General features: G+C 38.3%; 24 protein-coding genes, 3 tRNA genes and 1 pseudogene. 14 read left to right on the top strand and 14 right to left on the bottom strand.

What is annotated here, in order from left to right; translation table 11 throughout:
• The first annotated feature begins 85 nt into the window (after window positions 1-85).
• The 3 genes from ettA to HW279_RS09540 all read left to right on the top strand — a co-directional run bounded on the left by ettA (window position 86) and on the right by HW279_RS09540 (window position 4,643).
• On the top strand, window positions 86-1,777 hold the full coding sequence (gene ettA, locus HW279_RS09550) for an energy-dependent translational throttle protein EttA (RefSeq protein WP_178958800.1): 1,692 nt from the start codon (window positions 86-88) through the stop codon (window positions 1,775-1,777).
• Window positions 1,778-1,864: 87 nt separating this feature from the next.
• Window positions 1,865-2,443, top strand: a complete 579-nt coding sequence (locus tag HW279_RS09545) for a flavin reductase family protein (protein WP_009412825.1) — start codon at window positions 1,865-1,867, stop codon at window positions 2,441-2,443.
• Window positions 2,444-2,579: 136 nt separating this feature from the next.
• Complete coding sequence (locus tag HW279_RS09540) at window positions 2,580-4,643, top strand: M13 family metallopeptidase (protein WP_178958799.1); 2,064 nt, start codon at window positions 2,580-2,582, stop codon at window positions 4,641-4,643.
• On the opposite strand, the gene HW279_RS09535 is transcribed toward HW279_RS09540, so the two are convergent.
• Genes HW279_RS09535 through prmA form a run of 3 tightly spaced genes read right to left on the bottom strand, consistent with a single transcriptional unit; the run spans window position 4,607 to window position 7,632 of the window.
• Window positions 4,607-6,106 carry a phytoene desaturase family protein gene (locus HW279_RS09535; protein ID WP_178958798.1) on the bottom strand — a complete coding sequence of 500 codons (1,500 nt, stop codon included), beginning with the start codon at window positions 6,104-6,106 and terminating at the stop codon, window positions 4,607-4,609. The two genes, HW279_RS09540 and HW279_RS09535, sit on opposite strands and share 37 nt — an antisense overlap.
• A 3-nt stretch (window positions 6,107-6,109) precedes the next feature.
• Window positions 6,110-6,796: an SMUG2 DNA glycosylase family protein gene (locus tag HW279_RS09530; RefSeq protein ID WP_178958797.1), complete on the bottom strand. Its 687-nt coding sequence runs from the start codon at window positions 6,794-6,796 to the stop codon at window positions 6,110-6,112.
• Window positions 6,796-7,632, bottom strand: a complete 837-nt coding sequence (gene prmA / locus HW279_RS09525) for a 50S ribosomal protein L11 methyltransferase (protein WP_178958796.1) — start codon at window positions 7,630-7,632, stop codon at window positions 6,796-6,798. Before prmA ends, HW279_RS09530 begins: the two co-directional genes overlap by 1 nt.
• 497 nt (window positions 7,633-8,129) lie before the next feature.
• On the opposite strand from prmA, the gene HW279_RS09520 reads away from it, so the two are divergent.
• The 4 genes from HW279_RS09520 (at window position 8,130) to HW279_RS09505 (ending at window position 11,293) form a co-directional block, all read left to right on the top strand.
• Window positions 8,130-8,780, top strand: coding sequence for a phosphatidylserine decarboxylase family protein (locus HW279_RS09520; protein ID WP_178958795.1), 651 nt, complete (start codon window positions 8,130-8,132; stop codon window positions 8,778-8,780).
• A gap of 8 nt (window positions 8,781-8,788) precedes the next feature.
• Window positions 8,789-9,925, top strand: coding sequence for a CapA family protein (locus HW279_RS09515; RefSeq protein WP_178958794.1), 1,137 nt, complete (start codon window positions 8,789-8,791; stop codon window positions 9,923-9,925).
• 7 nt (window positions 9,926-9,932) lie between these two features.
• Window positions 9,933-10,652, top strand: coding sequence for a YebC/PmpR family DNA-binding transcriptional regulator (locus HW279_RS09510; RefSeq protein ID WP_002672129.1), 720 nt, complete (start codon window positions 9,933-9,935; stop codon window positions 10,650-10,652).
• A gap of 92 nt (window positions 10,653-10,744) precedes the next feature.
• Complete coding sequence (locus tag HW279_RS09505) at window positions 10,745-11,293, top strand: RsmD family RNA methyltransferase (protein WP_178958793.1); 549 nt, start codon at window positions 10,745-10,747, stop codon at window positions 11,291-11,293.
• Here HW279_RS09505 and HW279_RS09500 read toward each other — a convergent pair.
• On the bottom strand, window positions 11,290-11,979 hold the full coding sequence (locus HW279_RS09500) for a DNA alkylation repair protein (RefSeq protein WP_178958792.1): 690 nt from the start codon (window positions 11,977-11,979) through the stop codon (window positions 11,290-11,292). The two genes, HW279_RS09505 and HW279_RS09500, sit on opposite strands and share 4 nt — an antisense overlap.
• 19 nt (window positions 11,980-11,998) lie before the next feature.
• A complete protein-coding gene (locus tag HW279_RS09495) occupies window positions 11,999-12,490 on the bottom strand; it encodes a DUF2271 domain-containing protein (RefSeq protein WP_178958791.1) in 492 nt (163 codons plus the stop codon).
• 144 nt (window positions 12,491-12,634) lie between these two features.
• Here HW279_RS09495 and HW279_RS09490 point away from each other — a divergent pair, with 144 nt between their 5' ends.
• The 7 genes from HW279_RS09490 (at window position 12,635) to mgtE (ending at window position 19,836) form a co-directional block, all read left to right on the top strand.
• Window positions 12,635-13,672, top strand: coding sequence for a DUF445 domain-containing protein (locus HW279_RS09490; RefSeq protein ID WP_178958790.1), 1,038 nt, complete (start codon window positions 12,635-12,637; stop codon window positions 13,670-13,672).
• Between the two features lie 85 nt (window positions 13,673-13,757).
• Complete coding sequence (gene tgt, locus HW279_RS09485; protein WP_178958789.1) at window positions 13,758-14,888, top strand: tRNA guanosine(34) transglycosylase Tgt; 1,131 nt, start codon at window positions 13,758-13,760, stop codon at window positions 14,886-14,888.
• Window positions 14,889-14,985: 97 nt separating this feature from the next.
• Window positions 14,986-16,062: an LptF/LptG family permease gene (locus tag HW279_RS09480; RefSeq protein ID WP_048747472.1), complete on the top strand. Its 1,077-nt coding sequence runs from the start codon at window positions 14,986-14,988 to the stop codon at window positions 16,060-16,062.
• A gap of 350 nt (window positions 16,063-16,412) precedes the next feature.
• Window positions 16,413-17,066 (top strand): hypothetical protein, encoded by a 654-nt coding sequence (locus HW279_RS09475; RefSeq protein WP_178958788.1) that lies wholly within the window; start codon window positions 16,413-16,415, stop codon window positions 17,064-17,066.
• Between the two features lie 146 nt (window positions 17,067-17,212).
• The gene (locus HW279_RS09470) at window positions 17,213-17,656 is read left to right on the top strand and encodes a hypothetical protein (protein ID WP_178958787.1); all 444 of its coding nucleotides are present in this window, start codon (window positions 17,213-17,215) and stop codon (window positions 17,654-17,656) included.
• A 23-nt stretch (window positions 17,657-17,679) separates the two neighbouring features.
• Window positions 17,680-18,453, top strand: a complete 774-nt coding sequence (gene rsmA / locus HW279_RS09465; RefSeq protein WP_178958786.1) for a 16S rRNA (adenine(1518)-N(6)/adenine(1519)-N(6))-dimethyltransferase RsmA — start codon at window positions 17,680-17,682, stop codon at window positions 18,451-18,453.
• A gap of 27 nt (window positions 18,454-18,480) precedes the next feature.
• A complete protein-coding gene (gene mgtE, locus HW279_RS09460) occupies window positions 18,481-19,836 on the top strand; it encodes a magnesium transporter (protein WP_178958785.1) in 1,356 nt (451 codons plus the stop codon).
• A gap of 41 nt (window positions 19,837-19,877) precedes the next feature.
• Here the strand turns inward: mgtE and HW279_RS09455 are convergent.
• The 9 genes and pseudogenes from HW279_RS09455 to HW279_RS09415 all read right to left on the bottom strand — a co-directional run bounded on the left by HW279_RS09455 (window position 19,878) and on the right by HW279_RS09415 (window position 26,945).
• Window positions 19,878-21,091 (bottom strand): annotated as a pseudogene (locus HW279_RS09455) (bifunctional folylpolyglutamate synthase/dihydrofolate synthase).
• Between the two features lie 108 nt (window positions 21,092-21,199).
• The gene (locus tag HW279_RS09450; protein WP_178958784.1) at window positions 21,200-22,027 is read right to left on the bottom strand and encodes an energy transducer TonB; all 828 of its coding nucleotides are present in this window, start codon (window positions 22,025-22,027) and stop codon (window positions 21,200-21,202) included.
• Window positions 22,028-22,035: 8 nt separating this feature from the next.
• A complete protein-coding gene (locus HW279_RS09445) occupies window positions 22,036-22,422 on the bottom strand; it encodes an ExbD/TolR family protein (protein ID WP_015782974.1) in 387 nt (128 codons plus the stop codon).
• A gap of 27 nt (window positions 22,423-22,449) precedes the next feature.
• Window positions 22,450-23,154 (bottom strand): MotA/TolQ/ExbB proton channel family protein, encoded by a 705-nt coding sequence (locus tag HW279_RS09440; RefSeq protein ID WP_002672085.1) that lies wholly within the window; start codon window positions 23,152-23,154, stop codon window positions 22,450-22,452.
• 168 nt (window positions 23,155-23,322) lie between these two features.
• Window positions 23,323-23,397, bottom strand: a tRNA-Val gene (locus HW279_RS09435).
• A gap of 36 nt (window positions 23,398-23,433) precedes the next feature.
• Window positions 23,434-23,511 (bottom strand) — tRNA-Val (locus tag HW279_RS09430).
• Between the two features lie 40 nt (window positions 23,512-23,551).
• A tRNA-Val gene (locus HW279_RS09425) sits at window positions 23,552-23,626 on the bottom strand.
• Window positions 23,627-23,735: 109 nt separating this feature from the next.
• Window positions 23,736-25,850 carry an ATP-dependent DNA helicase RecG gene (gene recG / locus HW279_RS09420; protein WP_178958783.1) on the bottom strand — a complete coding sequence of 705 codons (2,115 nt, stop codon included), beginning with the start codon at window positions 25,848-25,850 and terminating at the stop codon, window positions 23,736-23,738.
• Window positions 25,851-25,895: 45 nt separating this feature from the next.
• A complete protein-coding gene (locus tag HW279_RS09415) occupies window positions 25,896-26,945 on the bottom strand; it encodes a glutaminyl-peptide cyclotransferase (protein ID WP_178958782.1) in 1,050 nt (349 codons plus the stop codon).

The raw sequence follows: 26,945 nt of genomic DNA, 5'->3' as shown, positions 1-26,945 counted from the left end.
GTATTGTTTTTATATTTTTGCACTTGTAATAATGAGAATCTTTAATGATTTCATTTACTATTCATTTTTTATTTTTCACTAAACTATGGCAGACGATAAGAAAATCATTTTCTCAATGAATAAGGTAAGCAAAACCTATTCATCTACTAATAAACAGGTACTCAAAGATATTTACCTAAGTTTCTTCTATGGAGCTAAAATCGGTATTTTAGGGCTTAATGGCTCTGGTAAATCCTCTCTGCTAAAAATTATTGCAGGAATAGATAAAAACTATCAAGGAGAAGTAGTATTTGCTCCTAATTATACCATAGGCTATCTCGAACAAGAACCTCATCTTGATGATGATAAAACTGTTATTGAAGTAGTACGCGAAGGAGTAGCCGAAACAGTAAAACTCTTAGAGGAATTCAATCATATCAACGATCTTTTTGGGCTCGAGGAAAACTATTCTGACCCCGATAAGATGCAAAAGCTGATGGATAAGCAAGCCGAGTTACAAGACAAGATAGATGCCTTGAATGCTTGGGAACTCGACAATCAGTTAGAAGTAGCGATGGAAGCCCTCCGTACCCCTGAACCCGATACGCCTATCAAAGTGCTTTCGGGAGGAGAACGCCGTAGGGTAGCACTCTGCCGTCTGCTCTTGCAACAACCCGATGTTTTGTTACTCGACGAGCCAACTAACCACCTCGATGCAGAATCGGTATTGTGGTTAGAACAGCATTTGCAACAGTATGCAGGTACAGTCATAGCCGTTACCCACGACCGTTATTTTTTAGACAATGTAGCGGGGTGGATATTAGAGCTCGATCGTGGAGAAGGTATTCCTTGGAAAGGCAATTACTCTTCTTGGCTCGACCAAAAAGCTAAACGTTTGGCTCAAGAACAGAAAACTGAAAACAAACGTCAGAAAGTATTGGAGCGTGAGCTCGAATGGGTACGTCAAGGTGCTAAAGGACGTCAAGCTAAACAAAAAGCACGTTTGCAGAACTATGACCGTCTGCTCAATGAAGACCAAAAACAATTAGAAGAAAAGTTGGAAATATATATCCCCAACGGACCTCGTTTAGGAACTAATGTAATAGAAGCACGTCACGTAGCCAAAGCCTTTGGTGATAAGCTACTCTATGATGATTTAAACTTTGTGCTTCCTCAAGCAGGAATAGTAGGAGTGATAGGACCTAATGGAGCAGGTAAATCTACGATCTTCCGTATGATAATGGGTGAAGAACAGCCCGATAGCGGTGAGTTTTTGGTAGGTGACACGGTGAAGATAGCTTATGTAGATCAAACTCACAAACAGATAGACCCCGAGAAGTCTATATGGGAGAACTTCTCTGGTGGGCAAGACCTCATTATGATGGGAGGTAGACAAGTGAACTCTCGTGCTTATCTCAGTAGATTTAACTTTGGTGGTAGTGAACAAAATAAAAAAGTAGCCACTCTTTCAGGAGGAGAACGCAACCGTTTACACTTGGCAATGACTCTTAAAGAAGAGGGTAACGTATTACTGTTAGACGAGCCTACCAACGATTTAGACGTAAATACTCTTCGCGCCTTAGAAGAAGGTTTAGAGAACTTTGCAGGTTGTGCAGTAGTAATTTCACACGACCGTTGGTTTTTAGACCGTATTTGTACTCATATCTTAGCTTTTGAAGGTGACTCACAAGTGTATTTCTTTGAAGGTAGCTTTTCAGAGTATGAAGAGAATAAGAAAAAACGACTTGGCAGAGAAGTAACACCTACTCGTATTAAATATAAGAAGTTAGTACGGTAAGAATAATAAATATGAAAACTTTTTGATAAATATTTGTTGTTTTTCCAATTAGATTTTGTACTTTTGTACCAAAATAAAAAAAATAGTATGAAGTCTTTTTTACCAACTATGTTTTATTACGGGTTTCCTGTAGTACTTCTTACTACTACCGATAAAGATGGAAACGCCGATGTAACGCCTATTTCAAGCACCTTTACTTTAGGTGCGAATGCTGTGATAGCGCTTGTAAAACTAAACAAGGCTTATCATAATGTGATGGAAGTGCCCGAGGTAGTTTTTAACCTCCCTACTGCAGCTATGTGGGAAAAAGTAGAGGCAATTGCCCCTTATACCGCTCAAAACCCTGTGCCTCCTCAAAAAATGGGTAAATACACTTATACTGACGACAAGTTTAGTATTGGAGGATTTACTCAATTACCTTCAGAAAAAGTACGCCCTCCGCGTATTGCCGAATGCCCTATTCAGGCAGAAGCTAAAGTGAAAAACGTGAATGATCGCGATGCTTATGTACTTGTAGAATTGGAATTTGTGCAAGTACACGCTGAAGACCATTTGGTAATGGAAGGTAATAAAATCAATCCATTAGAGTGGGAACCACTTATCTATAATTTTAAACATTATTACGGATTGGGAGAACACAAAGGTTTGAATTTCAGTATTAAGTAATGGCTTATCTAAGATAAGAAAAAAGAAAGCTTTGCTAAAACTCTTACAAGGTTTAGCAAAGCTTTTTTTATATTCTTTATTGTTAATTGCTAATTATTTTTTACCTTTGCTTCATTAAACAAAAACATTATACAAGATGATGAGAAAAACAGTAAAAACCGCACTGTTGTTTTCGTCGGTAGGGCTAATGGTTGCCTGTGGCGGGAATAACAAAAAATCAGAAAATGCAATGACAGACAAAAATGCTGACAAGGGGCTTTCCCTTGCCGAAATGGACACTACGGTGCGTCCGCAAGATGATTTCTACAATTATGTGAACGGCACTTGGGCTAAAACTGCCAAAATACCAGCCGATAAACCTACGTGGGGTTCTTTTCATATCCTCCGCGAGAAAACAGATGAGAATTGCTTGCTTATCTTGGATAACCTTCTCAAAGAAAACTTTGCTCAAGGTACTGAAGGTCAGAAAATAAAAGACCTCTACGAATCGTTTATCGATTGGAAAAAGCGCGATGCCGAAGGACTCAAACCTATTGAAGGTTATTTGAATAAGATTGAGGCTATTAAAAACCTCACAGACCTTCAAAAGTATTTGGAAGAGGTAACTCGCGAGGGCGAAAACCCTATCTGTGCTTGGGGGGTATATGCCGATATGAAGGATTCTAATATGAATACTGTGTATCTCGGCAACTTTAGCATCGGTATGGGGCGCGATTACTATCAAAAAGACAACAAGGAGAATACTGAGGCTTTACAAAAGTATCAAGATTATGTAAAGGCTATCTTTAAAGTGCTTAAAGACGACAAAGCCGCTGAGAAAGCTAAACAAATGGTAGATTTTGAACGCTCGGTAGCTAAATTGATGCTCACCAATGAGGAAGACCGCAATCCTAACCTTAGCTATAACCCTCAAACAATGGCCGAGCTCAGCAAATTAGTGAAGAACCTCAATCTACCTCAGTTTCTTAAAAACGTAGGGGTGAACACTGATAAAGTAGTTGTTTCTGAAATTCGTTTGTACAAACAATACGATAAGTTTATCAACGAAAAGAACTTGCCTCTTATCAAAGATTACCTCAAATATCAATTAGTAGCCGATAACGCGAGCAACCTTACCAAAGAACTCGATGAGCTTTCTTTTAACTTCTATAGCAAAGAGTTACAAGGACAACAAGAACAACGTCCGATGAACAAACGCGCTCTAAGTGTGATTAATGGTATTTTGGGTGAAGCCTTTGGTAAATTGTATGTAGAAAAGTATTTTCCACCTAAAGCTAAAGAAGAAATGGTTACTTTGGTAGATTATCTCAAAAAGAGCTTTGCACAACATATCAAAGATGTAACTTGGATGTCAGATGCTACTAAGGAAAAGGCTTTGGCTAAACTGAATAAATTTACAGTGAAAGTAGGTTACCCTGATAAATGGGAAGACTACTCTAAACTAACCATTGAACCGGCTGCTAAAACGGTGTATTTTGCTAACTTGCAACGCGTGAGTGAATGGGCTTACCAAAAGAGTTTGGAAAAAGTAGGCAAGCCTGTAGATAAAACTAAATGGGGTATGTCGCCTCAAACAGTGAATGCGTATTACAATCCGTTGTATAATGAAATCGTTTTCCCTGCGGCTATCTTACAACCTCCTTTCTTCAATTTTGAAGCCGACCCTGCGGTGAACTTCGGTGGTATTGGTGCTGTAATAGGTCACGAAATGACACACGGATTTGACGATAGTGGCGCTGAATTTGACGGTGATGGTAATCTAAAAAATTGGTGGACTCCTGAAGATAAAAAGAACTTTGAGAACGCAACCAAAGCCCTTGCTAAACAATACGACCAATACGAACCCGTAAAAGGTGTATTTGTAAATGGTACTTTTACCAGTGGTGAAAACATAGCCGACCTCGGTGGGGTGAACATCGCTTTTGATGCTTTGCAAATGTACTTAAAAGATAAAGGTAATGTAGGTAAAATAAGCAATTTCACTCAAGATCAACGTTTCTTTATCTCTTGGGGTACTGTATGGCGTACGCTTTCTACTGATAAATATCTTACAAACCAAGTAAAAACCGACCCTCATAGCCCAGGATATTTCCGTTCATTCGGTCCGCTTGTGAATGTAGACGCTTGGTATAAAGCCTTTGATGTAAAAGAAGGTGATAAACTCTATAAAAAACCTGAAGACCGCATCAAAATTTGGTAGGTGAGCACCGCACTGATAGTAACTCCTACTAATCCGTGCATTGCAACACTCTGCCCTGTAACATACAAATTTTTGATGTGAGTTTGTGGCATAAAAACGCTTTCCATTATATGGTTAGCGTTTTTTTTGTAGCCGTACAATGCTCCCGTAGGGTTGCCTATATAATCGCGGTAAGTAAGCGGGGTAGAGGTGTAGTAATGAGCAATAGCACTTTTGAGTGTAGGAAATTGTTGAGCAACTACATCTAATAAATCCATAGCACGCTGACTTTTGAAAACTTCGTACTGGTTGCCTCTATGGTTACCCTCAGTGTTAGTAGTAAAACTCTCTTGCCATCGTTGCAGTTCATCAGTGTTCATATAGGTGAGGATAGTAACATTATCAGTATACTCTCTGCTGTCCTTTGGTGGATTCATAGAGAGCATATACGAAAGCGGGAAGTTGTTAGTAGGGTAATTAGTAGCGTGGTAAACACTGTTATTATCCTTAAACCAATACACATTATAAGGCAAGTAGCGAAAAGAATTTGGCTTGAGTACCAAATGCAATGAAAAGACAGCAACCGTAGGTTGTAAGCCCTGCACGCGTTTACAAAAAGAAGGTTTAAAAGGCGTTTTGCTTGAGATGTTGAGTAGTTGCTTTACATCTATAGCCGAGATGATTTGTTTTGCAACAAACTGCTCTCCTTGCTTGGTGAGTACTGTGTTGATAGTATTTCCCTCACTGTATTCAAACCCTATGACCTCCCTTTGGTTGAAAAGGTCAGCACCGTACTGGCGTAGTTTTTCAATGAGCAAGTTGGTGATTTGGCTACCACCTTGTGTGAGTCGCCAAGCGCTTTCTATATATGAATTGACCGATAGCGCGTGCACGTATAAAGGTGTCTGCTCATCAGCACCTCCATAGAGAAAGTTAGAGCCCAAGAGCACAGCTTTGAGTCGGTCGTTTGTAGTGATACCGTTGAGGAAGTCTAAGAGTTTTAAGGAAAGCGTATGCACATCGTAATCGGCTACGGCTTGTTTATGGCGGTAGAGTGGAAACTTATCGCAAATAGATTGCATTGTGTGGGCGTACTCTTCTAAGGCTTTCTTTTCATTAGGGAAATAGGAGAGGAGTTGTTGTACGAAGTTCTCATAGTCCTGAGCGTGAGGATACATTACGTTAGGTGTATCGCCAAAACAAATGCGGTCATATCCGTTTATATCAAGGCGTTCTACCGAAAGATGAGAGGCAATACCTACATCTTTAAAATACTCATATAGTACCTGACCTTCTGCGAGACTTCCTATGTAATGCACTCCTGTATCAAACAGCGTATTATTGCGCACAAAAGTTTGCAGGTTACCCCCATACTGCTCATTTTTCTCTAATACACACACTTTCTTTCCTGCTTTTGCCAAGAGCAAAGCCGAAAAGAGCCCCGAGAGTCCGCTACCTATCACCAAAACATCGTATTGCTTCATTGTCTATATTCCAAAACTCGTCAAAAACTTATCGATATACAGCTGTTTTTCTTTTGATTTATACTGTTGGATAAAGCGAGGGTGCTCTAATACTACCATTTCACCAAATAAAGTAGCTTCTTTATTCAATTTTTGTAAGAAAGTAGCGTTCTTTTTGCCTAATACGAACACCTTTTGAGTATCTACTCCTAAGGCGATATGCTTTTTTAAAGTTTCTATCATATAGTCTTTTAGTGATTTGAAGAGTGCCTCTTCATCGTAATAATTAGCATTGAGCCATTTGCCGTCAGAGGCTTTTCGCACAATAGCCAAAGGAAAAGGAGAATTGATATAAAAATCATTGTAGAACTTAGTAACTCCACCGTATGCTTTTATCATATCATACATAAAAACAGATGATACTTCGTGCGTATGTGCTGAAGTCATTGCAATACCACACTCGCTTTCTAATCGCTTGGTATCAGTAAAAGGAACGCCTGTAACTCCTGCCCCGTGTCGGCTGGGATTGATGCCTATAATGAATTTCCGCTGACGGTTATCGTTGTAGAATTTGTGATAAAAAGCACGCATTACCTCCATAGTTTCAGGGTTATCCATATAAGGATTCAGCACATCAAAACCCTTAGGCAAGGATTGGTTGTACTCTAAATGTGTGTTGAAGTTGATAATTCTATCGGCGAAAGTACTCATTAGGCTTGTTTTTTGAATTTTACTGCTACCCAGTTGTTGCGTTCTAAGTTCTTGATGTATTGCAAACCGTATGCTTCCGCTTTTTTGCGGATAAGAGGTATATCTTCCTTGTAAAAACCACTGAGCAAGAGAGTGCCTCCTGCTTTGAGAGCTGGCACATACTGCGGTATATCGTTTAAGAGAATATTGCGGTTGATATTCGCAATAATAAGGTCGAAGTCTTTTTCATTAGCCAGTGAAGAAGCATCTCCCAGCTGTACTTTGATGTGCTTACAACCATTGCGTTCTACGTTTTCTGTGGAGTTCTCTACACACCATTCGTCTACATCAATGGCGAGTACCTCACTCGCCCCGCGTTTGCTTGCCATAATAGCGAGTACGCTTGTGCCACAACCCATATCGAGCACCTTTTTGCCTTTGAGTTCTTCCTTTAAAAGGAATTGCAACATCATATAAGTAGTTTCGTGATGACCAGTACCAAAACTCATCTTAGGGTCGATAACAATTTCATAAGGGGTATGTGCTTCGGAGTGGAAGGTAGCACGCACGGTACACTCATCGTCTACGGTGATAGGCTCGAAGTGTTTTTCCCATTCCTCATTCCAGTTCACCTGTTCAATAGTTTGATGTGTGTAGGTAATTTGAAACTCCTCGCTGTGAAGTATCTGTATGTCAGAGAGTATATTAGCATTCCAAAAGGGTTCTTGTATATAAGCCTGCAAACCGGTTTCGGTATCTACAAAGCTCTCGAAGCCTACTTCGGCGAGTTCGGCAACTAATATTTCAGAAGCAACCCCCATAGGGGCAATGGTAAAAGTGTATTCTATGTAATTCATTAAATATAATTGATTATCAGTATTATCTATTTAAGTGGAGTACTGATTAGAAAACTGAGAAAAAAATGTTAAAATATATAAAAACCGTGCATTTTCTTCAAAAAAATTGATTAAAACACTTCTTTATCTTTATTGCTATGAAAAATATTAAATATTTATTAATCAGTTAAATAAGAATTGCAGCTACTCTGCCGTTTAGATGGTGTTAGAGCGAAGCTAAGACGAAGGAAAGACGAACCTAAGACGAAGGTAAGGCGAAGCTAACGTCTTATTAAGCTGTATTTCAATTGGTAAAAACTTCAATTTTCGACATTGAGGAAAAAATGTTAAAATTGCCGATATGCCAAAAAAAATGCAATAGTTTTAAAGTTTTAATGTCAGAGGGCAAAAGTAGTAAAAAAATAGGGAAGACCAAGAATTATGGTTGAAAAATATTTATTGTGCGTTGCAATTTGTTAATTCTTTCGTATCTTTGCACCCTAAAATAATTGCATACAATGTTTCACAAGGAAGGTTTTAAGATTATTCTCATTACGCTATTCGCCGTGATAGGTATATCGCTTATAGCGCATTATTTTATTGATATACTGTGGCTTAAAAAGCTTATACAGATAGTAGCTTTTTTATTTTTGATAGCTATATTGCAGTTCTTTAGAAATCCTAAACGCATTACGCCTAAAAATGACCAGCATATTATCGCTCCCGTAGACGGTAAGGTGGTGGTGATAGAAGAAGTGTTTGAGAAAGAATATTTTAAAGATAAACGTTTGCAGGTATCGATTTTTATGTCGCCTGTGAATGTACACGTAACTCGTTATGCTTTAGGCGGAAAGGTTACTTATAGCGAGTATCACCCGGGAAAGTATTTGGTAGCGTGGCACCCTAAGGCTTCGGAAGAGAATGAACGTACTACCATAGTGGTAGATAACCCTGTGTTCGGTGAAGTGTTATACCGACAAATAGCGGGAGCATTGGCTAAACGCATTGTGAATTATGCCAAAGTCGGTGAAACAGTGGTACAAGGCGAAGATGCTGGATTTATCAAATTCGGGTCGCGTGTAGACGTGTATTTGCCTTTGGGGACGAGAATAAATGTACAACTCAATCAGACCGTAAAAGGAGGAATTGATGTGATTGCCGAAAAATAAAGGATAAGATGCAGAGAATCTTATTGTTAATAGCATTAAGTTTTAGTGGATATGCTACAGCCCAAATAGATAGTTTGGTGCATACTACTGTTGATACCTTACTCGTTCGTATCAAAGATACGCTTACCATAATAGCCGTTGGCGATGTGATGATAGGCTCCGGTTTTCCTGCTGGTTATTTGCCTAAGGACGATGCGGTGAACAGTTTTAAATACGTAAAACCCTATCTGAAAGGTGATATTGTGTTTGGAAATTTAGAAGGAACGATACTCGATAGTGGCGATTCGGAGAAGTGCAAGAGTGGCGATTTCGAGAAGTGCAAGGATACAGAAGAGAGCCCTTGCTATGTTTTCCGTATGCCCAACCGCTATGGGAAAATCATTAAGGAAGCAGGTTTTAACCTGATGAGTACCGCTAATAATCACGCCAATGACTTTGGTGAAAAAGGACGGCGTAATACGGCTAAAATACTTGATAAGGTAGGTATATACCACGCAGGGCCAGTAGAAAAAAAGTCGGTTGTATTTGAGAAAGAAGGTATAAAGTACGGTTTTTGTGCTTTTTCACCCAATAGCAATATGCTATCGATAAACAACATAGAGCAAGCTACCAATTTGGTAAAGGAATTGCGCCCACAGGCAGATATCCTCATTGTTTCTTTCCACGGAGGCGCTGAAGGCTCTAAAAATACACGTGTGCCGAGAGCTGATGAGTTTTTCTTCGGTGAAAATAGAGGGAATGTGTATAAGTTTGCGCACTCGGTAATAGAAGCAGGTGCCGATATCGTATTGGGGCACGGGCCTCACGTTACCCGCGCGGTGGAAGTGTACAATAGGAAGTTTATCGCTTATAGTATGGGAAATTTCAATACTTATGGGCATTTTAATCTGCAAGGAGTTAATGGTATTGCTCCTTTGCTTGATATTAAGATTGACCGCAAAGGCAATTTTCTTTATGCCAATGTGATTTCAGTGAAACAGACGAAAGTGAAAGGATTAAAACTCGATAATGATTGTAAGGTGTTTAATGAGATGAAGCGCCTTACTCATCTTGACTTTCCTGAGACACCTTTACACTTTGTGAATAACCAAATTTTGATTAAGACAACAGAACAGACAGATAACAAACTAATAACTAATAACTAAAATAAAAATGGGAAGAGCATTTGAATTTAGAAAAGCCCGTAAATTTAAGCGTTGGGCAGCAATGGCAAAAACATTTACCCGTTTAGGGAAAGACATCGTAATGGCAGTGAAAGAAGGAGGTCCTCACCCTGAGAGTAACTCGCGTTTGCGTGCCGTGATACAGAATGCCAAAGCCGCCAATATGCCTAAAGAAAATATTGAGCGTGCCATCAAAAAAGCAACTGAAAAAGATACTGCAAACTATAAAGAAGTTCTTTTTGAAGGCTATGCTCCTCACGGTATTGCTGTACTCATAGAAACGGCAACCGACAATAACAACCGTACCGTAGCTAATATTCGCAGTTATTTTAACAAGTGTAATGGTACTTTAGGTACATCGGGGTCAGTGGAGTTTATGTTCGACCACACTTGTAACTTCCGTATTAATGGCAATGGGATAGACCCCGAAGAATTGGAACTCGAAATGATAGACTTCGGGGCAGAAGAAGTGTTTGTAGACGAAGACGGTATCCTCATCTATGCGCCTTTTGAGAGCTTTGGAGCTATTCAAAAAGAGTTAGAAAGCCGTAACATAGAAATCTTATCGTCAGGCTTTGAGCGTATTCCACAAGTAACGAAAGAACTTACCCCTGAAGAACAAGCCGATGTGGAGAAACTTCTCGAGAAGATAGAAGAAGATGAGGACGTGCAACAGGTGTACCACACGATGAAAGAAGCGGAAGAATAATTAATGAGTTTATCCTTTACCCAAGAAGCTATGAGCGAGGTAATGCAGAGTTTAGCAGTGAGGGAAACTGTTCAATAAAAAGGTTAATCTTTATGAGAATAATATCAGGGAAGAATAAAGGGAAACAGCTTATAGCACCTAACAAATTGCCAGTGCGCCCTACTACCGATTTTGCTAAGGAAGCTCTTTTTAATATACTCAATAACTATTATTATTTTGAAGAACTTTCTGTACTCGACCTTTTTGCAGGAACAGGAAATATTAGCTATGAGTTTGCCAGTAGAGGTTGCCCCTCAGTATTATCAGTTGATAATCATAACGGCTGTGTGCAATTTATCAATAAAATAGCACGTGAATTAGTCTACCCCATCACAGCACTTAAAGCTGATGTATATGAATATTTAAAACGTACTACTCAGCAGTTTGATGTTATCTTTGCTGACCCTCCGTATGATTTCCCAATTGAAAAGTTTGTTACTATTGCCGATATTGTCTTCAATCAAAACTTACTTACTGAAAATGGGATGCTCATTATTGAACATTCTTCTAAAACAGATTTATCAGAACAGCCATTTTTCTCACAAGCGAAGAAATATGGGGGGAGCGTATTTAGTTTTTTTGAAAGAAAAGAACAAGATTAGAGTTTAAACTGCAACAAATATTTTTTAGTATCTTCGGAAATACGACGGCTTTCTCTTGCTTTTTGTATACTCTTATTTTGAACAAAGGGAGAAAGTGTTTTTGATTCTATATAAGGTATTGTTGCTTCATATTGTTTTGTTAAAGCAGTAGCAAAGTACCACGCTATCATCATATTTATGTAATATTCATCTGAGGTAATTTTTGCTACCCAGGTTAAGTATTCTTCCTTAAAAAGAGCATCTAAATAATTAGACAATAACACCCCAATTCCGTAACGTACTGTATAGGTTTCTTTGCTTGTAATCCATTGTTTGATGTGTTTTAATGTCTCTTCGGGGTATTTCAAGAAGATTTTAGGAGCAAAGGTATCACACGTAGCCCAATTATCGATATAAGGGAGGAACCGCTCTGTATATTGCATCACTTTATCAAAATCTTTTAACTGTTCAATGATAAAACCGTGTAGATTATTCTCCTCATAATAATAATGAGGTAACTCTTCTAAAAAAGACATTGCCTCAGTAGGGTAATGCTTTACTAATTCTTTAGCCAACGCTCGCATTGCAGGTGTTCTAACCCCTATAATACGAGATTTCTCCACAGTGGGAATCAAATTCGCTGTAAAATCTCTATAAGGAGAGTCTTCTAATGCCCATAACCGGTCTAAAATAATTTCTTTACTCATAATTTCTTTAAGGTGATTATCAATCGTTAGGCATTAATCTCACATAACGGATATATCCTTTACCTTCAATTTTAGTGTTAAGGTTCTCGGTTTTAAATTCTACTTCAGCATCTTTAGCATAGTAATATTCATCTTCAACGGCAGTCTCAAAACGTATTTTGTAGCCCTTGTTCAGTTTACTATCATCAATTGTAAGTATCTTTACAGCGCGTTCTCCTCCGCTAATGGTAGCTCCCGTAATCCCATCAATTGTCTGGCGTTTGCCATAAAACTTCCACCATAGAGTAAGATCGTCGTACCATTCAGGGTCATCTCCAAGAATTTGTAGTGTTTGCTCATATTTACCTTCGGGATTGATGAGTGAAACTACTATGTAGGCTCCTTCACCCTTGTAATTGGTGAGTTGTATGAGGCATTTGTATTTTTTAACAGTTGCTTGCTGTACAAATGAAAGAGCAAGTAAAGCAATTATTCCTACGGCTAATGTTTTTAAAAAGTGCTTTTTTATCATCTTTATTACAAGTTTTAAAATACTACTATTTAGAATAAACTGATGCAAAGATAGGCAATAATTACTATCTGACAATTTATATACTCAACTTTTTTATTTTTCTCACTTTTCTTCGTACCTTTGCACCTGAAAAACTGATAATTTATGAATAGTTCCAAGCGCCAAAAACTACAACACCACAAGAATATAGCTACGGGGCTCTTTGTTTTGATGTTTATCATTTATATGGCAATGGTGGTATGGCATAAAAAAGCTCCCGAACTCACTTTTATAGGTTATATAAAGGCTTTTTCCGAAGCCGCTATGGTAGGAGCGCTTGCCGATTGGTTTGCAGTAACAGCACTCTTTCACAAACCATTAGGATTAAACATTCCACATACCAACCTCATTGAGGAAAGAAAGAATGACATCGGGGAGAATTTAGGTGATTTCGTGGTGGAGAACTTCCTTAAACCTAAACAGATACGTCCTTACATTACCGATATTAAAGTATCATCATTTATAGTTGAGTGGCTCTCGAAAGAAAGTACTCCTCACCAGATAGAAACTTTTGTAAGAAAAATACCTCTCAATACAAAAGCGAGCGAAGTACTCACCACTTTTTTAGACGAGAATAAACATCAGAAATTCCTTCGAAGAGCTTTTGAAAAGGTAGCTACTTACCTCGCCGAACATCAAGAGCTGGTGCAACACGAAATTGACAGCCAATTTCCTCCTCTTGTTCCATCGTTTATTAAAGATACAATTACTCGGAAGGTAAGTAATGGGCTCTATCAGTTAGTTGTAAAAGCATCGGAAGATGAAACACACCCTATCAGGGCTGAAATTACAGCGCAATTATATGAATTTGCTGAAAAACTCAATACTCCTGAGTGGGAACAACATCTTGCAAAGCTATTGCACACTGCTACGGAGCGCCTCACCGATGAACTCCGCCAAAATGCCCAGCTGCAACACCAAATAGACGCTTGGGTACAGAAAACTGCCTATCAGTTTGTGCTAAAAAACAAAGAGGAAGTGGGGAAACTCATCAGTCATACGGTAGAGAACTGGGAGGGACGAGAATTGAGCGAAAAACTTGAATTGGAAGTAGGTAAAGACCTCCAATTTATCCGTATCAATGGCACTTTGGTAGGCGGATTAGTAGGTTTGGCTATTTACGCCTTTACTCAGTTATTCTGAAAGAGATATTAGCCTATTTGCTAACTTTTCTAATTTGCTAATTTGCTAATTCTTCCCTACCTTTGCGCCCGAAAATGTTTCAACTATGGATTTTGAAATACTAAAAACAGACGAACATACTAAAGCACGTGCTGGGAAGATTACTACCAGCCACGGCGTGATTGAAACCCCCATTTTTATGCCTGTGGGAACGGTGGGAAGCGTGAAAGGAGTACACCAACGCGAACTGAAAGACGATATTAATGCCGATATCATCTTGGGGAACACCTATCATCTCTATTTACGACCTCAAACACCCATTTTGGAAAAAGCAGGAGGCTTACATAAGTTTATTAATTGGGATAGAAACATACTTACCGATAGCGGTGGTTATCAAGTATATTCATTGGCTGCCAACCGAAAGATAAAAGAAGAAGGTGTAAAGTTCAAAAGCCATATCGATGGCTCTTTTCACGTTTTTTCACCCGAAAAAGTAATGGAAATAGAGCGCAGTATAGGTGCTGATATTATGATGGCTTTTGATGAATGCACGCCTTATCCTTGTGAATACGGTTATGCAAAACGTTCAATGCACCTTACACATAGGTGGCTCGATAGATGCATTGCTCACCTCGAAAAAGTACCTTCTAAATACGGTTATCATCAAAGTTTATTCCCGATAGTACAAGGGTCAGTCTATAAAGACCTTCGTACACAGTCTGCCGAATATATTGCAAGTAAAAATGCCGACGGAAACGCTATCGGGGGGCTATCAGTAGGCGAACCCGTAGAACAAATGTATGAAATAACCGAACTTGTATGCGATATTCTCCCCAAAAACAAGCCCCGATATCTTATGGGAGTGGGTACACCCGTTAATATATTGGAAAATATTGCTTTGGGAGTGGATATGATGGATTGTGTAATGCCCACGCGCAATGCTCGCAACGGAATGCTCTTTACTGCAAAAGGAATTATCAATATTAAAAACAAAAAATGGGAAGATGATTTCTCGCCCATAGACCCTGACGGTCATACTTACGTAGATACCTATTACACGAAAGCCTATTTACGTCATTTATTCGCTGCTAACGAGTTTTTGGGAAAACAAATCGCTTCAATTCACAATCTTGGTTTCTATTTATGGCTTGTGAGGGAAGCTCGCCGACAAATTGTAGCGGGTACTTTCCTTATGTGGAAGACAAAAATGGTTACTGATATGTCAAATCGTCTTTAAACAAATTAAATTAATTAATATACTTCTGATAAAAACGCTTTTGCGTCGCTAATTCCCCCTTTGGAGGGGGATAGGGGGAGGTTTAAAAAACAAAAAAATGAAAATACTCGACTGGTACATCTTAAAACGCTATCTTCTTACCTTCTTTATGATGATAATTCTCTTTATTCCTATCGGAATTATCGTAGATTTATCTGAAAAAGTAGATAAGATGATACAAAAGGGCGCTCCGATGAACGAAATACTGTGGTATTACCTCAGTTTTATCGTTTATTTCGCCAATATATTGTTTCCCATCTTGCTATTCCTCTCTATCATCTGGTTTACATCAAAGTTAGCCAATAATACCGAGATAATCGCTATCCAGAGCTCAGGTGTATCGTATATGCGCTTTCTACGTCCGTATATCGTGGGTGCGAGTATCATTTCGGTGATAGTGTTTTTTATGGGAATGTTTATTGTACCCGCTGCCAGCACTGTGTATAATGATTTTTGGAATAAGTATATACGTTCTTCGAAGGTGGAAAGCGTTTCAGACCTCTACAATCAGTTTTCTGACAACGATTACCTTTATGTAAGCTCTTTTAACTACCAAGACAAACGCGGGTATAACTTTTCAGTAGAACATTTTGATGGTATTAAGATGACGGAAAAGATAAATGCCGAAACGATTCAGTGGATAGATAGCACGAAAACCTATCGACTTACCAATTACTCCAAAAGAAAGATAGGGGAGGGCGACGATGTGATAGTGAAACGCGACCAGTTAGACACGATATTCAATTTTAAGCCTGATGACCTAATGCCGATGGAATATACAGCGGAAAATAAGAACTTGTTTGAGCTAAACAAGTTCATTGAACGCGAAAAGATGAAAGGTTCACCCAATTTAAATATGTATCTATTGGTAAAATACCGCCGTTGGGGTGCTATAAGTACTGCCTTTATCCTTACGCTTATCGGAGTGGCTGTTTCATCGGTGAAAAAGCGCGGAGGAATGGGAATCAACCTAATGGTGGGAGTAGTCGTAGGGTTTAGCTTTGTGTTCTTCGACCGTGTGTTTGGAACCCTTGCTCAAACCTCAGGAGGTTTATCCCCATTGATGGCTGTCCTATTGCCTAATCTTATTTTCCTCACCTTAGCTATCTTGTTACTCCGGAAAGTAAGAAACTGATAGAGCATTTTACCCATTTGTAACACCAAAAGAAAGTGTTGTAACTGTAAAATAAAAGAAAGCAAATTTAAAAGATAACAAAGTAATAAGATAACAAAACTAAGTAATAAGTAAAAAGCGTATTGTAATGCCAAAATAACCCACTGTAACTATAAACGAAAGTAGTGTAACAACTTATCGTCTTATTTTAAATTGATATGAGAAGTTTACAAAGAATGCTTTTCTACAAACAAAAACAATAATTTGTACAGTGTTATTTGGCAGGATTTTTGCGGTATAAAAATGAATGTAAATCATAATGATTTAACATTTTTCAACTAATTTATAGACCTTTTAAAATATGTAATATTATGAAGGAAAAGAGCACAGAATTAAAAACACTTGAAAACAGACGTTTGTTATTTACCAATTACAGTGAAATAGCCGAATTGAAAGCTCAGTTAGAGGAATATCAATACAATGAAGAGGCTATGAAAGTAGGTAAAGCACTTTATGACAAAGCACAAGCCACTTATAACGATAATTTGGCAAAAACAAGCCAAACGGTAGAGAAAAGAGCCTTGTTTGAGAAGGCTTATAAAGCGATGAGCGACAAATATAAAGAACATCGCAAGGTCGCAAAAGTAGCGTTAAAAGCATCTCCTGAAGCACTGGCATCATTTGGATTAAAAGGAACGATGTCCCGCGATTATCTGGAAGGTTTAGCCACCACGAAAAAGCTTTACGAGGGCATTAAAGCCACTACTACCCAGCGAGCAGCGCTCGACAGGTTCAAACTTACCGAAGCCGTCGCCGATGAACAGCTTTCAGCCATTATGAAAGTGGAAGAACTCCGTGCGCAATACGTGAAATTGCGCGGTATTGACCAGCAAGCCACTCAGGATAAGAACAAAGCCTTCGAGGCAATGAATAAATGGGTGAAGGAATTTTACGAAGTAGCCAAGATAGCTCTTTCTGACCGTCCGCAACTACTTGAAAGCATTGGTAAACTCGTAAAGAGTTAGTTGTAACGCAATAATATAAATATTTTAGCACAGAAGCCTACCCGCCACCTAAGTTAAGAATTTGTTTTTTTTTTTGTTTGTAGATTTTTTTTAATTTTTAAGGTGTGGCTTCTGTGTATTTTTAAATTGCACAAAAGAATAATATTATGAAAACAGCTATAGAATTTAAAGAAACACAATTTTCTTATATATTACTGTCCATTTTAGCCCTTTTTATAGGAATTATAGCTCTTTCGGGCTATCAAAGCAAAGGAGGTTGGGCAATAATTCTATTATTAGTGGCTATTTTAGTAGCTGTATTCTATAAACTCACTACTGTAATAGATGATTATGGTATTGTAGCTTCATTTGGTATCGGTTTTTTGAGTAGACGAATGAATTTTCAAGAAATGGACGTCTTTACTATTCAACTCGTTGATATTCCTTGGTATTATGGCATTGGAATACGGTATACTTCGACAGGTATCCTTTATAATACAAAACATAATAAGGCAATCAGGATATTGTCTAAGGACAGAAAGAAAGTGTTTTTGGTAGGAACTGACCATTATGGGGAAATAAAGTCGATACTTCTGCAAAAGAACAATTAAAAGCCTCGCTGAAAGGTATATAAATGGAATTAGTAAAAGCAAAAAAGCATTTAGGGCAACATTTCTTAAAAGATTTAAACATTGCACAGAAAATAGCTGATACATTATCGCTAAAAAACTATAAAAAAGTAGTAGAAATAGGAGCTGGAATGGGTGTACTCACTCAGTTTTTGCTCAAAAAAGACGTTGATGTGCACATAGTAGAAATTGATAGGGAATCGGTAGCTTATTTGGAGGTAAATTATCCTGCATTAAGAGGAAAAATTATTGCTGATGACTTTTTGAAATATGATGTAGCGGGTTATTTAGCCGAACCATTTGCCATTATAGGTAATTTTCCTTATAATATATCTACTCAAATCGTTTTTAAACTACTTGAACTGCGAGAATACGTTCCTGAGTTTAGCGGAATGTTTCAGAAAGAGGTTGCCGAACGTATATGCGAGCACGAAGGCAGTAAAACGTATGGAATTTTGTCAGTTTTAGTACAGGCTTTTTATGAAACGAGCTATTTATTCACAGTTTCGGAGAGTGTTTTTAATCCTCCGCCAAAAGTAAAGAGTGGTGTAATACGATTAGTACGCAAAGCTGACTTCCATTTAGATTGTGATGAAGGATTATTCTTTACCGTAGTGAAAACGGCTTTCAATCAACGGCGAAAAACCCTTCGCAACAGCCTAAAACCACTACTTACAGATGAGAATTTAAAACAAGACCCTATATTTGATAAACGTCCTGAACAATTGCCTTGGCAAGAGTTTGTTTTTATTACTAAAAAAATCAGTAATCAAGTTTGATAGCTAACGATTTGACGTCTTGAAACTATGACAACTTTTAAAATAACAGATGAACTCATTGAGAAAATCCATCAACTCATTGAGGAAAAACAAAATAAAGAACTTACAACCCTCTTAAATGATTTACACTATGCCGATATAGCCGAAATCATTCACGAATTGGATATTGAAGAGGGGGTATACATCATTCGTTTAATTGATGCTGAGAAAACATCAGATGTACTCACAGAATTAGACGATGATTACCGTGAGAATATCTTAAAAAACCTTTCTGCAAAAGAAATTGCCGATGAAATCATCGAGTTAGACACCGATGATGCGGTGGATATCATCTCTGAATTGCCCGAAGATAGAAAAACAGAGGTTATTTCGCATATCTCGGACGTAGAACACGCCAAAGACATCGTAGAATTACTTCGTTATGGCGAAGATACTGCGGGAGGACTAATGGCGAAGGAACTTGTAAAGGTAAATGAGAATTGGAATGTGCTAAAATGCGTAAAAGAAATGCGCGAACAGGCGGCTCACGTTACTCGTGTGCATTCTATTTATGTAGTAGATGATAATGATGTGCTTAAAGGACGACTTTCACTTAAAGACTTGCTTACTACTTCCACACGCTCAGAAGTGAAAGATATTTATATTCCAAAAGTAGACTATGTATACGTTACTGATACTGCCGAAGAAGTAGCTCACATAATGAGTAAGTATGACTTAGAGGCAATTCCCGTAGTTGATGAGATGAAACGCCTTGTGGGGCGCATCACTATTGATGATGTGGTGGACGTGATAAAAGAAGAAGCTGAAAAAGACTATCAGTTAGCAGCAGGTATCACCAATGATGTAGAGGCAAGCGATAGTGTATGGAAACTTACCAAAGCGCGTTTGCCTTGGTTACTTATTGGAATGTTCGGAGGATTAGGTGCAGCGAGTATTATCAATGGTTTTCAGGATACGATGATGATTTACCCTATATTATTGATATTTATTCCGCTTATTCAAGCTACTGCGGGAAATGTGGGAGTACAATCATCGGCGATAATAGTACAAGGATTAGCAAATAATTCTATCGACGGCGAACTTATCAAGCGGTTATTCAAAGAATTTCTATTAGGACTCATCAACGGAGGAACTATTGCAGGAATAGTGATATTAGTAAGCCACTTTGCTTTTCAAGCCGAGTATTTGGTAAGTATTACGGTAGCCATAGCACTCATTACAGTGATTGTAAATGCTGCTGTGATAGGTACTTTTATCCCGATACTTCTCCACAAGCGCGGTATTGACCCAGCGGTTGCTACGGGTCCGTTTATCACTACCAGCAACGATGTTTTAGGTATCTTGATTTACTTTTTTATCGCCAAAATGATATTAGGGTTTTAAAACAACCTTCATTTGTTTTTCAGCATTCACTTTTTGTTATTTTACACCACTTCCGCAACTACAAACGTGCTTCCACCAACAAAGATAAAGTCAGTGGGAAGTGCTTGTGCTTTAGCAGCATTTAAGGCTTCTGCTACTGAAGAATATCTCTCCCCTTGGAGTCCTTTTGCAGTCGCAATTTCCTTTAATGTATCTACATTAAGTCCTCTTGCAATAGCAGGACTGCAAAAATAATAGGTAGCTTCTTTTGGGAAAAGCTCTAAAACACTATTTACATCTTTTTCTTTTACAAAACCTACTACAATATGAAGATGTGTATACATTTGCTTTTTGAGTTGTTCCATCACATAAGTAAGTCCGCCCACATTATGTCCTGTATCACATACGATAGTAGGGTAGGAGCCAAGGGTTTGCCAACGACCTTTCAGGTTTGTATTATGTATCACGTGTAAAAGTCCTTGTGCAATATTCTCCGGAGTAATATCCCACCCTGGTGGATAAGCAATTCGGTAACAGCTATTACTCCTTTGATGTTTTTCTCTTGATAAGCACCTTGAAGGTCGGTTCTAAGAGAAGTTTCTATGTGATTGGCAAAAATAATAGGAGCATTCATTTCTTTAGCTTTTGCTGTGAAGACGGGAGCTGTCTCCTCTTGATATTCACTGATTACTACAGGTATATTTTGTTTGATAATACCAGCTTTTTCAAAAGCTATTTTAGGTAAAGTATCGCCTAAAATATCAGTATGGTCTTTGGAGATATTAGTAATAAGAGAAACTTCGGGAGTGATAATGTTAGTGGAGTCAAAACGCCCTCCTAAGCCTACTTCTATCACAGCGATATCTACTTTTTCATTCTCAAAATAGCTAAAAGCCAAACCTACTGTCATTTCAAAGAATGAGAGGTGATATTCTTCCAAAAAGGGTTTGTTTTTAGCTATAAAACTTACCACATAGTCTTCAGGTATTTCCTTCCCATTAATTTTGATACGTTCGCGGAAGTCTTTGAGGTGTGGAGAGGTGTACAATCCTACTTTATATCCAGCTTCTTGTAGGATAGATGCGAGCATACTGCTGGAAGAACCCTTTCCGTTAGTGCCTGCGATATGCAAACTTTTGAATTTTGTTTGAGGATTTCCTAACACCGAAGTAAAGGTGAGGATATTATCTAATTTGTTGTTCAAAGCGGTTTTACCTTGTGTTTGAAACATTGGTAAGCGGTTGAACATCCACGAAAGTGTTTCTTGATAATTCAATGTTAAAGATAATTTTAGTTGTTGTGCAATCAAAAATGAGATAATCAGTTATACTATAACCATTATCTCATCTTGTTATTTATTAATTACCAATTATTAATTGATTTCTTATTCTCCGAGTTTAAAGTTGATAACAATAAAACCTACTTGACGTGCAGGGGCATTATCATCTGCGTTCCAGCGGTGCATAGCAGCTGTTTTTCGAGCAGCTTCCAGCAAACACTGAGCAGAATTAGTAGTTCCTTTCACACCAGCAGTAGCTTTTACTACTTTACCACTACGGTCTACTTCTATTTGTACTACCACGCGTCCTTCTTCATTGCAATTTTGAGGTACTTTACCTTGTGAAGCAATGGTACGACCTTTCAGTCCCCAACCTTTGCCAGTGCCATTACCACCTCCCGAGCCATAATAAGAATTAGCATACTGGCTACCATCTATCTGTCCTTGATAACCAGGTTGGTTGCCATCTCCTTGTCCTGAGGTACCACTACCACCTGCATTGGCAGCTCCCAATATATTTGATAACGCATCTGAAGTTTCCCGTGAAGGCTTAGGAGCGGGTTTAGGACTCTCTTTTGGAGGGTCTTTTTTAGGTGTTTCTTTCTTCTTTTCTTTCTTTTTAGGTACTTCGGGTACAGAAACTTCTTCGTTGTTATCTTGAGCCAAAAGGTTTTCCTTTACTTCTTGCAAAGTACTCTGTTCTGGTTGTGTTTGAGGAGGCGTTTTAGTTTCTTCCTGTTTAGTAGCACTTGGCGGAGGAGTGCGATCGCCCATTCCTATCAAATCTACCCCATAGATGACCTCTATACCTTTTTCGGGCGGTGGGTCTAAGTACTTCATTCCTGCAAAAAACAGTATGAAGGTTACTAAACACATCACAGCCGTAGTGAGTGCTAATGATTTACGTTTATGTTCTGTATCGAATAAATTCATATACCTTTCTATTTTGGACGGACAGCCAAAATCACTTTAAATTGGTTTTGATTTGCCACATCCATCACCGTTACCGCATTTTCAATAGGTACACTTTCTTCTACACGCAAAATGATAGTAGGATTTTCTACTCCATTGAGCGCTGATTTGAGCTCTGTATCGAGATTATCTACTGAAATAGGTTTCTTGTCAAGAAAATAGTTTAAATCTTTATCAATGCTTACTGAAACGTTTTGTGTATTAGTGCTTTTACCTTTAGCTTTAGGCAATAACAAATCAAGTGCATTGGGGCTGTTGGCAGTAATCATAAAGAATATTAACAACAGGAACACAATGTCCGTCATAGACGACATACTGAACTCAGGACTTATCTTATTTCTACCTTTTAATTTCATAATTAGATGAGAGTAGTTTTTTAAGACCTATAGAGGTTCGTTTAACAAGTCTAAGAATTCAACAGCATTGGCTTCCATTAGGTGTACCACCTTATCTGTTTTTACCACTAAGTGATTGTAACCTACATAAGCAATAATCCCTACTATAAGCCCTGCTACGGTAGTTGCCATCGCGGTATAGATACCACTTGCTAACGACCCCATCTCTGCCTGACCGCCTGCTGAAGCCATTTCGTGGAATGACATAATCATACCAACAACTGTACCTAAGAAACCAATCATAGGTCCTGCTCCTGCAATAGTAGCAAGAATAGCTGTGTTCTTTTCAAGATTGTAGACCTCTAAAGTGCCTGCATTTTCAATAGCTTTATTAATATCTTCAAGAGGTTTACCTATACGAGAGACCCCTTTTTCAATAAGGCGTGCTACAGGAGTATTCGATTGTACACAAAGCATTTTAGCAGCATCTAAGCGCCCAGCTGAGATACAATCACGTATTTTATACATAAAAGTTTTATCCATCTTAGAAGCTGCCTTAATAGCAAAAAGGCGTTCAAAATAGAGAAAAAGAGCTACAGCGAGCATCACAAATAAAATACTAATAATAATGATACTCCCCATACCACCATCTAGAATCAGTTCCATTATAGAAAGGGTTTTCTCTTGTACTGCGACGGGAGCAGTGTCGGTTGCAGTAGTCGCAACGTCTACAGAAGTTTGTAATCCTAACATATTATTTTTGTTTTTCTGTTTAAAAATATCGCAAAAGTAAGAAATAATTATCAATACACAATTATTAATTAATAATTAACAATTTATAAAATTATAAGTGCTTGATAATCATTTGTTTTTTAAATGAATGATTAACAAAAAAAGCTACTCAGTATTGAGTAGCTTTTGTGGACTCTACTGGATTCGAACCAGTGACCCTCTGCTTGTAAGGCAGATGCTCTGAACCAGCTGAGCTAAGAATCCTTTTTAATTATGAAAACAACAATAAAATCCGAGTTTTGGTGGGTCCTACTGGATTCGAACCAGTGACCCTCTGCTTGTAAGGCAGATGCTCTGAACCAGCTGAGCTAAGAACCCAAAAATTACAATGATAAAAATTTTTTAATTTTAACCTAAGTGGGTCCTACTGGATTCGAACCAGTGACCCTCTGCTTGTAAGGCAGATGCTCTGAACCAGCTGAGCTAAGAACCCTTACGTTTAATTCGGGTGCAAAGGTACTACTTTTTTTAACTCTCCAAATTTTTTGGTAAAAAAAGTAGAAAAAGATTACAATGTAGTAAGCATCACCTCTTCAGCTCCTTTATGAAATGTATGTCCAGAGGTTCTTATAGCGTTGTAACTGATAGAGCGTGTGGACTATGCGTTGGTTTTGGGGCAACTCTAAATTAGGGTCGGCTTTCAGTAGATCGATAGCCTGAAAGCGCGCTGCTCTTAGTATATCTTGGTCTTTTACAAGGTCGGCTATTTTTAGAGCGAGCACTCCACTTTGTTGCGTACCCATTAGGTCACCAGGTCCACGCAATTTTAGGTCTACTTCAGCGATTTCAAAACCGTCGTTAGTACGCACCATCGTTTCCATACGCGTACGAGTATCGTTACTCATTTTGTTGCCTGTGAGTAATATACAATAACTCTGTTCACTGCCACGCCCTACACGCCCGCGTAGCTGGTGTAGTTGTGAGAGTCCAAAACGCTCGGCACTCTCAATTACCATTACGGAGGCATTGGGTACATTTACCCCCACTTCTATCACGGTGGTAGCCACCATTATTTGTGTTTCATTACGTAGGAAGCGCTCCATTTCAGCATCTTTTTCAGCTGGTTTGAGTCTACCGTGTACCATAGAAACCTTATATTTTGGCAAAGGGAAGCTTGCCGTGATATAATCATAGCCTTCGGTAAGGTTCTTAAAATCTAACGCTTCCGATTCTTCTATAAGTGGATATACTACATAAGCTTGTCGTCCTTTATCTATCTCTTTTTTAATAAATTCATAAGTCTCTGCACGGTGGTTTTCAAACTGATGTAGAGTTTTAATAGGCTTACGCCCAGGGGGGAGTTCATCTATTATCGAAACATCTAAATCACCATATACACTCATCGCTAAAGTGCGTGGGATGGGAGTGGCGGTCATTACTAAGATATGAGGCGGAATAGTGTTTTTATGCCATAACTTCGAGCGCTGTTCTACCCCAAATCGGTGTTGCTCATCGATAATGGCGAGTCCTAAGTTTCTGAACTGTACTTTGTTTTCCAAAAGAGCGTGAGTACCTATGAGGATAGAAAGCTCTCCAGACTGTAATTGTTCGTCTAACATTTTGCGTTCTTTAGTTTTAGACGAACCTGTGAGCAGTGCTACAGTTACTCCTGTTTCTTTTAGTAGTTCACTAATGTTTTGGTAATGCTGATTGGCGAGAATTTCGGTAGGTGCCATCAAGCAGGCTTGACAACCATTATCTACTGCTAAAAGCATCGTCATTAGGGCTACGATGGTTTTACCAGAGCCTACATCGCCTTGCAACAAGCGGTTCATTTGGGCATTTGAGCCCACATCGGCGCGTATTTCTTTCAATACTCGTTTTTGGGCATCGGTAAGCGGAAAAGGCAAATGATGGTTATAGAAGTTCATAAAAGCATCGCCTACATTCTTGAAAGGTTGTCCTTGGAACTTCTGTTTGTGCAGAAGATTCTTGCGTACCAACTGTACTTGTATGTAGAAAAGCTCTTCAAATTTGAGTCGTACAGAGGCTTTAGTAAGCAAAGTTTGATTTGTAGGGAAGTGGATATTGCGCATTGCCTCCTGCTTGGAGATGAGGTTCATAGAAGCGAGTATGTTATCCGGTAAATTCTCGGCAAAGCTATTGCCTATTTCTTCAAAAACTGTTTGTACTAATTGGCGCATCACTCTATTGGTAATGTTGCGTTTAGCTAATTTTTCGGTAGAGGGATATACGGGCTGAATACTGCTGTGTCCTGCCTTCTTGAATTCGCTGAGCAAGTCCATTTCGGGGTGAGGCATAGAGAAAGTGCCTCCAAAGAAATTCAGTTTGCCAAAAATCACATAAGGTTCGTTGATTTTTAGAGATTCACGCAACCATTTGAGTCCTTTGAACCACACGAGCTCCATAGTACCCGTATCGTCTACAAAGGTAGCAACAAGACGAGTACCTTTTTGGTGAGCCGACTCTACTGTGCGTAGGTTTACTATCTTGCCTACGAGTTGCACCTCGGCATTATTGTTCTGCAATTCGTTGATTTTGTAAAACTTGGTACGGTCGATATACCTGTTAGGGAATAAGTTTAGCAAATCTTGATACTCATAGATACTGAGCTCTGTTTTCAGGAGTTCAGCCCGCTGATTACCCACGCCACGCAGGTAGTTGATGGGAGTATGTAAGATATTCTCTGGAATCATAAGAGCAAAAGTAATAAAAAAATACAAACATCAAGCTCACGTTATTTAATTCTTGTTTATAAAAATTACCTCAAATATCTTACTCCAATTCTTACCCGTGATGAAGAAAGTATTACGCCTAGCGTGATAAGCAATACCATTAAGAACATCTAAATCAGGAGTTTGTTCTACTTTTTCTTTTAATCCTCGTACATCTACAACGCCTTCTATAGCACCATTATTGGGGTTGATAATCATAATACCATCTTTTAGATAAGTATTAGCATATATTTTTCCGTCTACAAATTCTAATTCGTTAGCATTGGTAAAAATAGATTTATTAGTACATAGTTGTAAACTGTCTACTTCTTCAAAAGTGTTAGGATTGAGTATCCAAATCTTTTCTGAACCATCACTTTTGTAAAGTTTATCACTACCGTTATGACAGAGCCCCCAACCTTCTTTGCTTTTATTGTAAGAGAATGTTTTTAACAGTTTTAGCTGAGTATCATATACGAATCCTATATTTTCTCTCCAAGTGAGTTGGATTATTTTATCTCTAAAAACGGTAGTTCCTTCACCAAAATACATTGCTTGTAAAGGTACATTTTTGTACATTTCGCCCGTAAAAGGATTCCATTTGCGTATGGAAGATTCTCGGTATTGTCCTGTGCTTTCTACTAAAGTATCACCTATAAATTCTAAACCTTGAGTATAAGCCTGTTTGTCGTGAGGATATTCATTTAGTATTTTATAAGTATACAGTTTAGGAGCTTGCCCTGCCAAAAGTAAAATTTCTTTTCGTACTTTATAAACTTCTCCTTTATCAGTATATACAGTTACTTCCAAAGGCTGTTTACCTAACATTAGGTTTTCAAGTACTATGTTCTCATTAGTAACAACAAGCTCTTGGTGATGAAACTGATAGCTAATCTTTACTATTTTACCTTCAAACTTAGGATTCACAACTTTTATCTGTAAAGTTTCTCCTATGTGGTATTCTTTCTTTTTAGGATACAGTTCTATATTGAAAGCGTCTTGCTTAGGTGGATTTGCATTTTTGCAAGCTCCTATTAATAAAAAGCTTAATATGCAAATTAACTGTTGTAATTTCAT

It is taken from the genome of Capnocytophaga sp. oral taxon 903, assembly GCF_013394785.1.
GTDB lineage: Bacteria > Bacteroidota > Bacteroidia > Flavobacteriales > Flavobacteriaceae > Capnocytophaga > Capnocytophaga ochracea.
Note: the sequence above shows the minus strand (reverse complement) of the source record. Positions and strands in the feature narration are given on the sequence as shown.

Coding starts and splice junctions, on each gene's coding strand:
- ettA (WP_178958800.1), top strand. CDS start 86: ATGGCAGACGATAAGAAAATCATTTTCTCAATGAATAAGGTAAGCAAA.
- HW279_RS09545 (WP_009412825.1), top strand. CDS start 1,865: ATGAAGTCTTTTTTACCAACTATGTTTTATTACGGGTTTCCTGTAGTA.
- HW279_RS09540 (WP_178958799.1), top strand. CDS start 2,580: ATGATGAGAAAAACAGTAAAAACCGCACTGTTGTTTTCGTCGGTAGGG.
- HW279_RS09535 (WP_178958798.1), bottom strand. CDS start 6,106: ATGAAGCAATACGATGTTTTGGTGATAGGTAGCGGACTCTCGGGGCTC.
- HW279_RS09530 (WP_178958797.1), bottom strand. CDS start 6,796: ATGAGTACTTTCGCCGATAGAATTATCAACTTCAACACACATTTAGAG.
- prmA (WP_178958796.1), bottom strand. CDS start 7,632: ATGAATTACATAGAATACACTTTTACCATTGCCCCTATGGGGGTTGCT.
- HW279_RS09520 (WP_178958795.1), top strand. CDS start 8,130: ATGTTTCACAAGGAAGGTTTTAAGATTATTCTCATTACGCTATTCGCC.
- HW279_RS09515 (WP_178958794.1), top strand. CDS start 8,789: ATGCAGAGAATCTTATTGTTAATAGCATTAAGTTTTAGTGGATATGCT.
- HW279_RS09510 (WP_002672129.1), top strand. CDS start 9,933: ATGGGAAGAGCATTTGAATTTAGAAAAGCCCGTAAATTTAAGCGTTGG.
- HW279_RS09505 (WP_178958793.1), top strand. CDS start 10,745: ATGAGAATAATATCAGGGAAGAATAAAGGGAAACAGCTTATAGCACCT.
- HW279_RS09500 (WP_178958792.1), bottom strand. CDS start 11,979: ATGAGTAAAGAAATTATTTTAGACCGGTTATGGGCATTAGAAGACTCT.
- HW279_RS09495 (WP_178958791.1), bottom strand. CDS start 12,490: ATGATAAAAAAGCACTTTTTAAAAACATTAGCCGTAGGAATAATTGCT.
- HW279_RS09490 (WP_178958790.1), top strand. CDS start 12,635: ATGAATAGTTCCAAGCGCCAAAAACTACAACACCACAAGAATATAGCT.
- tgt (WP_178958789.1), top strand. CDS start 13,758: ATGGATTTTGAAATACTAAAAACAGACGAACATACTAAAGCACGTGCT.
- HW279_RS09480 (WP_048747472.1), top strand. CDS start 14,986: ATGAAAATACTCGACTGGTACATCTTAAAACGCTATCTTCTTACCTTC.
- HW279_RS09475 (WP_178958788.1), top strand. CDS start 16,413: ATGAAGGAAAAGAGCACAGAATTAAAAACACTTGAAAACAGACGTTTG.
- HW279_RS09470 (WP_178958787.1), top strand. CDS start 17,213: ATGAAAACAGCTATAGAATTTAAAGAAACACAATTTTCTTATATATTA.
- rsmA (WP_178958786.1), top strand. CDS start 17,680: ATGGAATTAGTAAAAGCAAAAAAGCATTTAGGGCAACATTTCTTAAAA.
- mgtE (WP_178958785.1), top strand. CDS start 18,481: ATGACAACTTTTAAAATAACAGATGAACTCATTGAGAAAATCCATCAA.
- HW279_RS09450 (WP_178958784.1), bottom strand. CDS start 22,027: ATGAATTTATTCGATACAGAACATAAACGTAAATCATTAGCACTCACT.
- HW279_RS09445 (WP_015782974.1), bottom strand. CDS start 22,422: ATGAAATTAAAAGGTAGAAATAAGATAAGTCCTGAGTTCAGTATGTCG.
- HW279_RS09440 (WP_002672085.1), bottom strand. CDS start 23,154: ATGTTAGGATTACAAACTTCTGTAGACGTTGCGACTACTGCAACCGAC.
- recG (WP_178958783.1), bottom strand. CDS start 25,850: ATGATTCCAGAGAATATCTTACATACTCCCATCAACTACCTGCGTGGC.
- HW279_RS09415 (WP_178958782.1), bottom strand. CDS start 26,945: ATGAAATTACAACAGTTAATTTGCATATTAAGCTTTTTATTAATAGGA.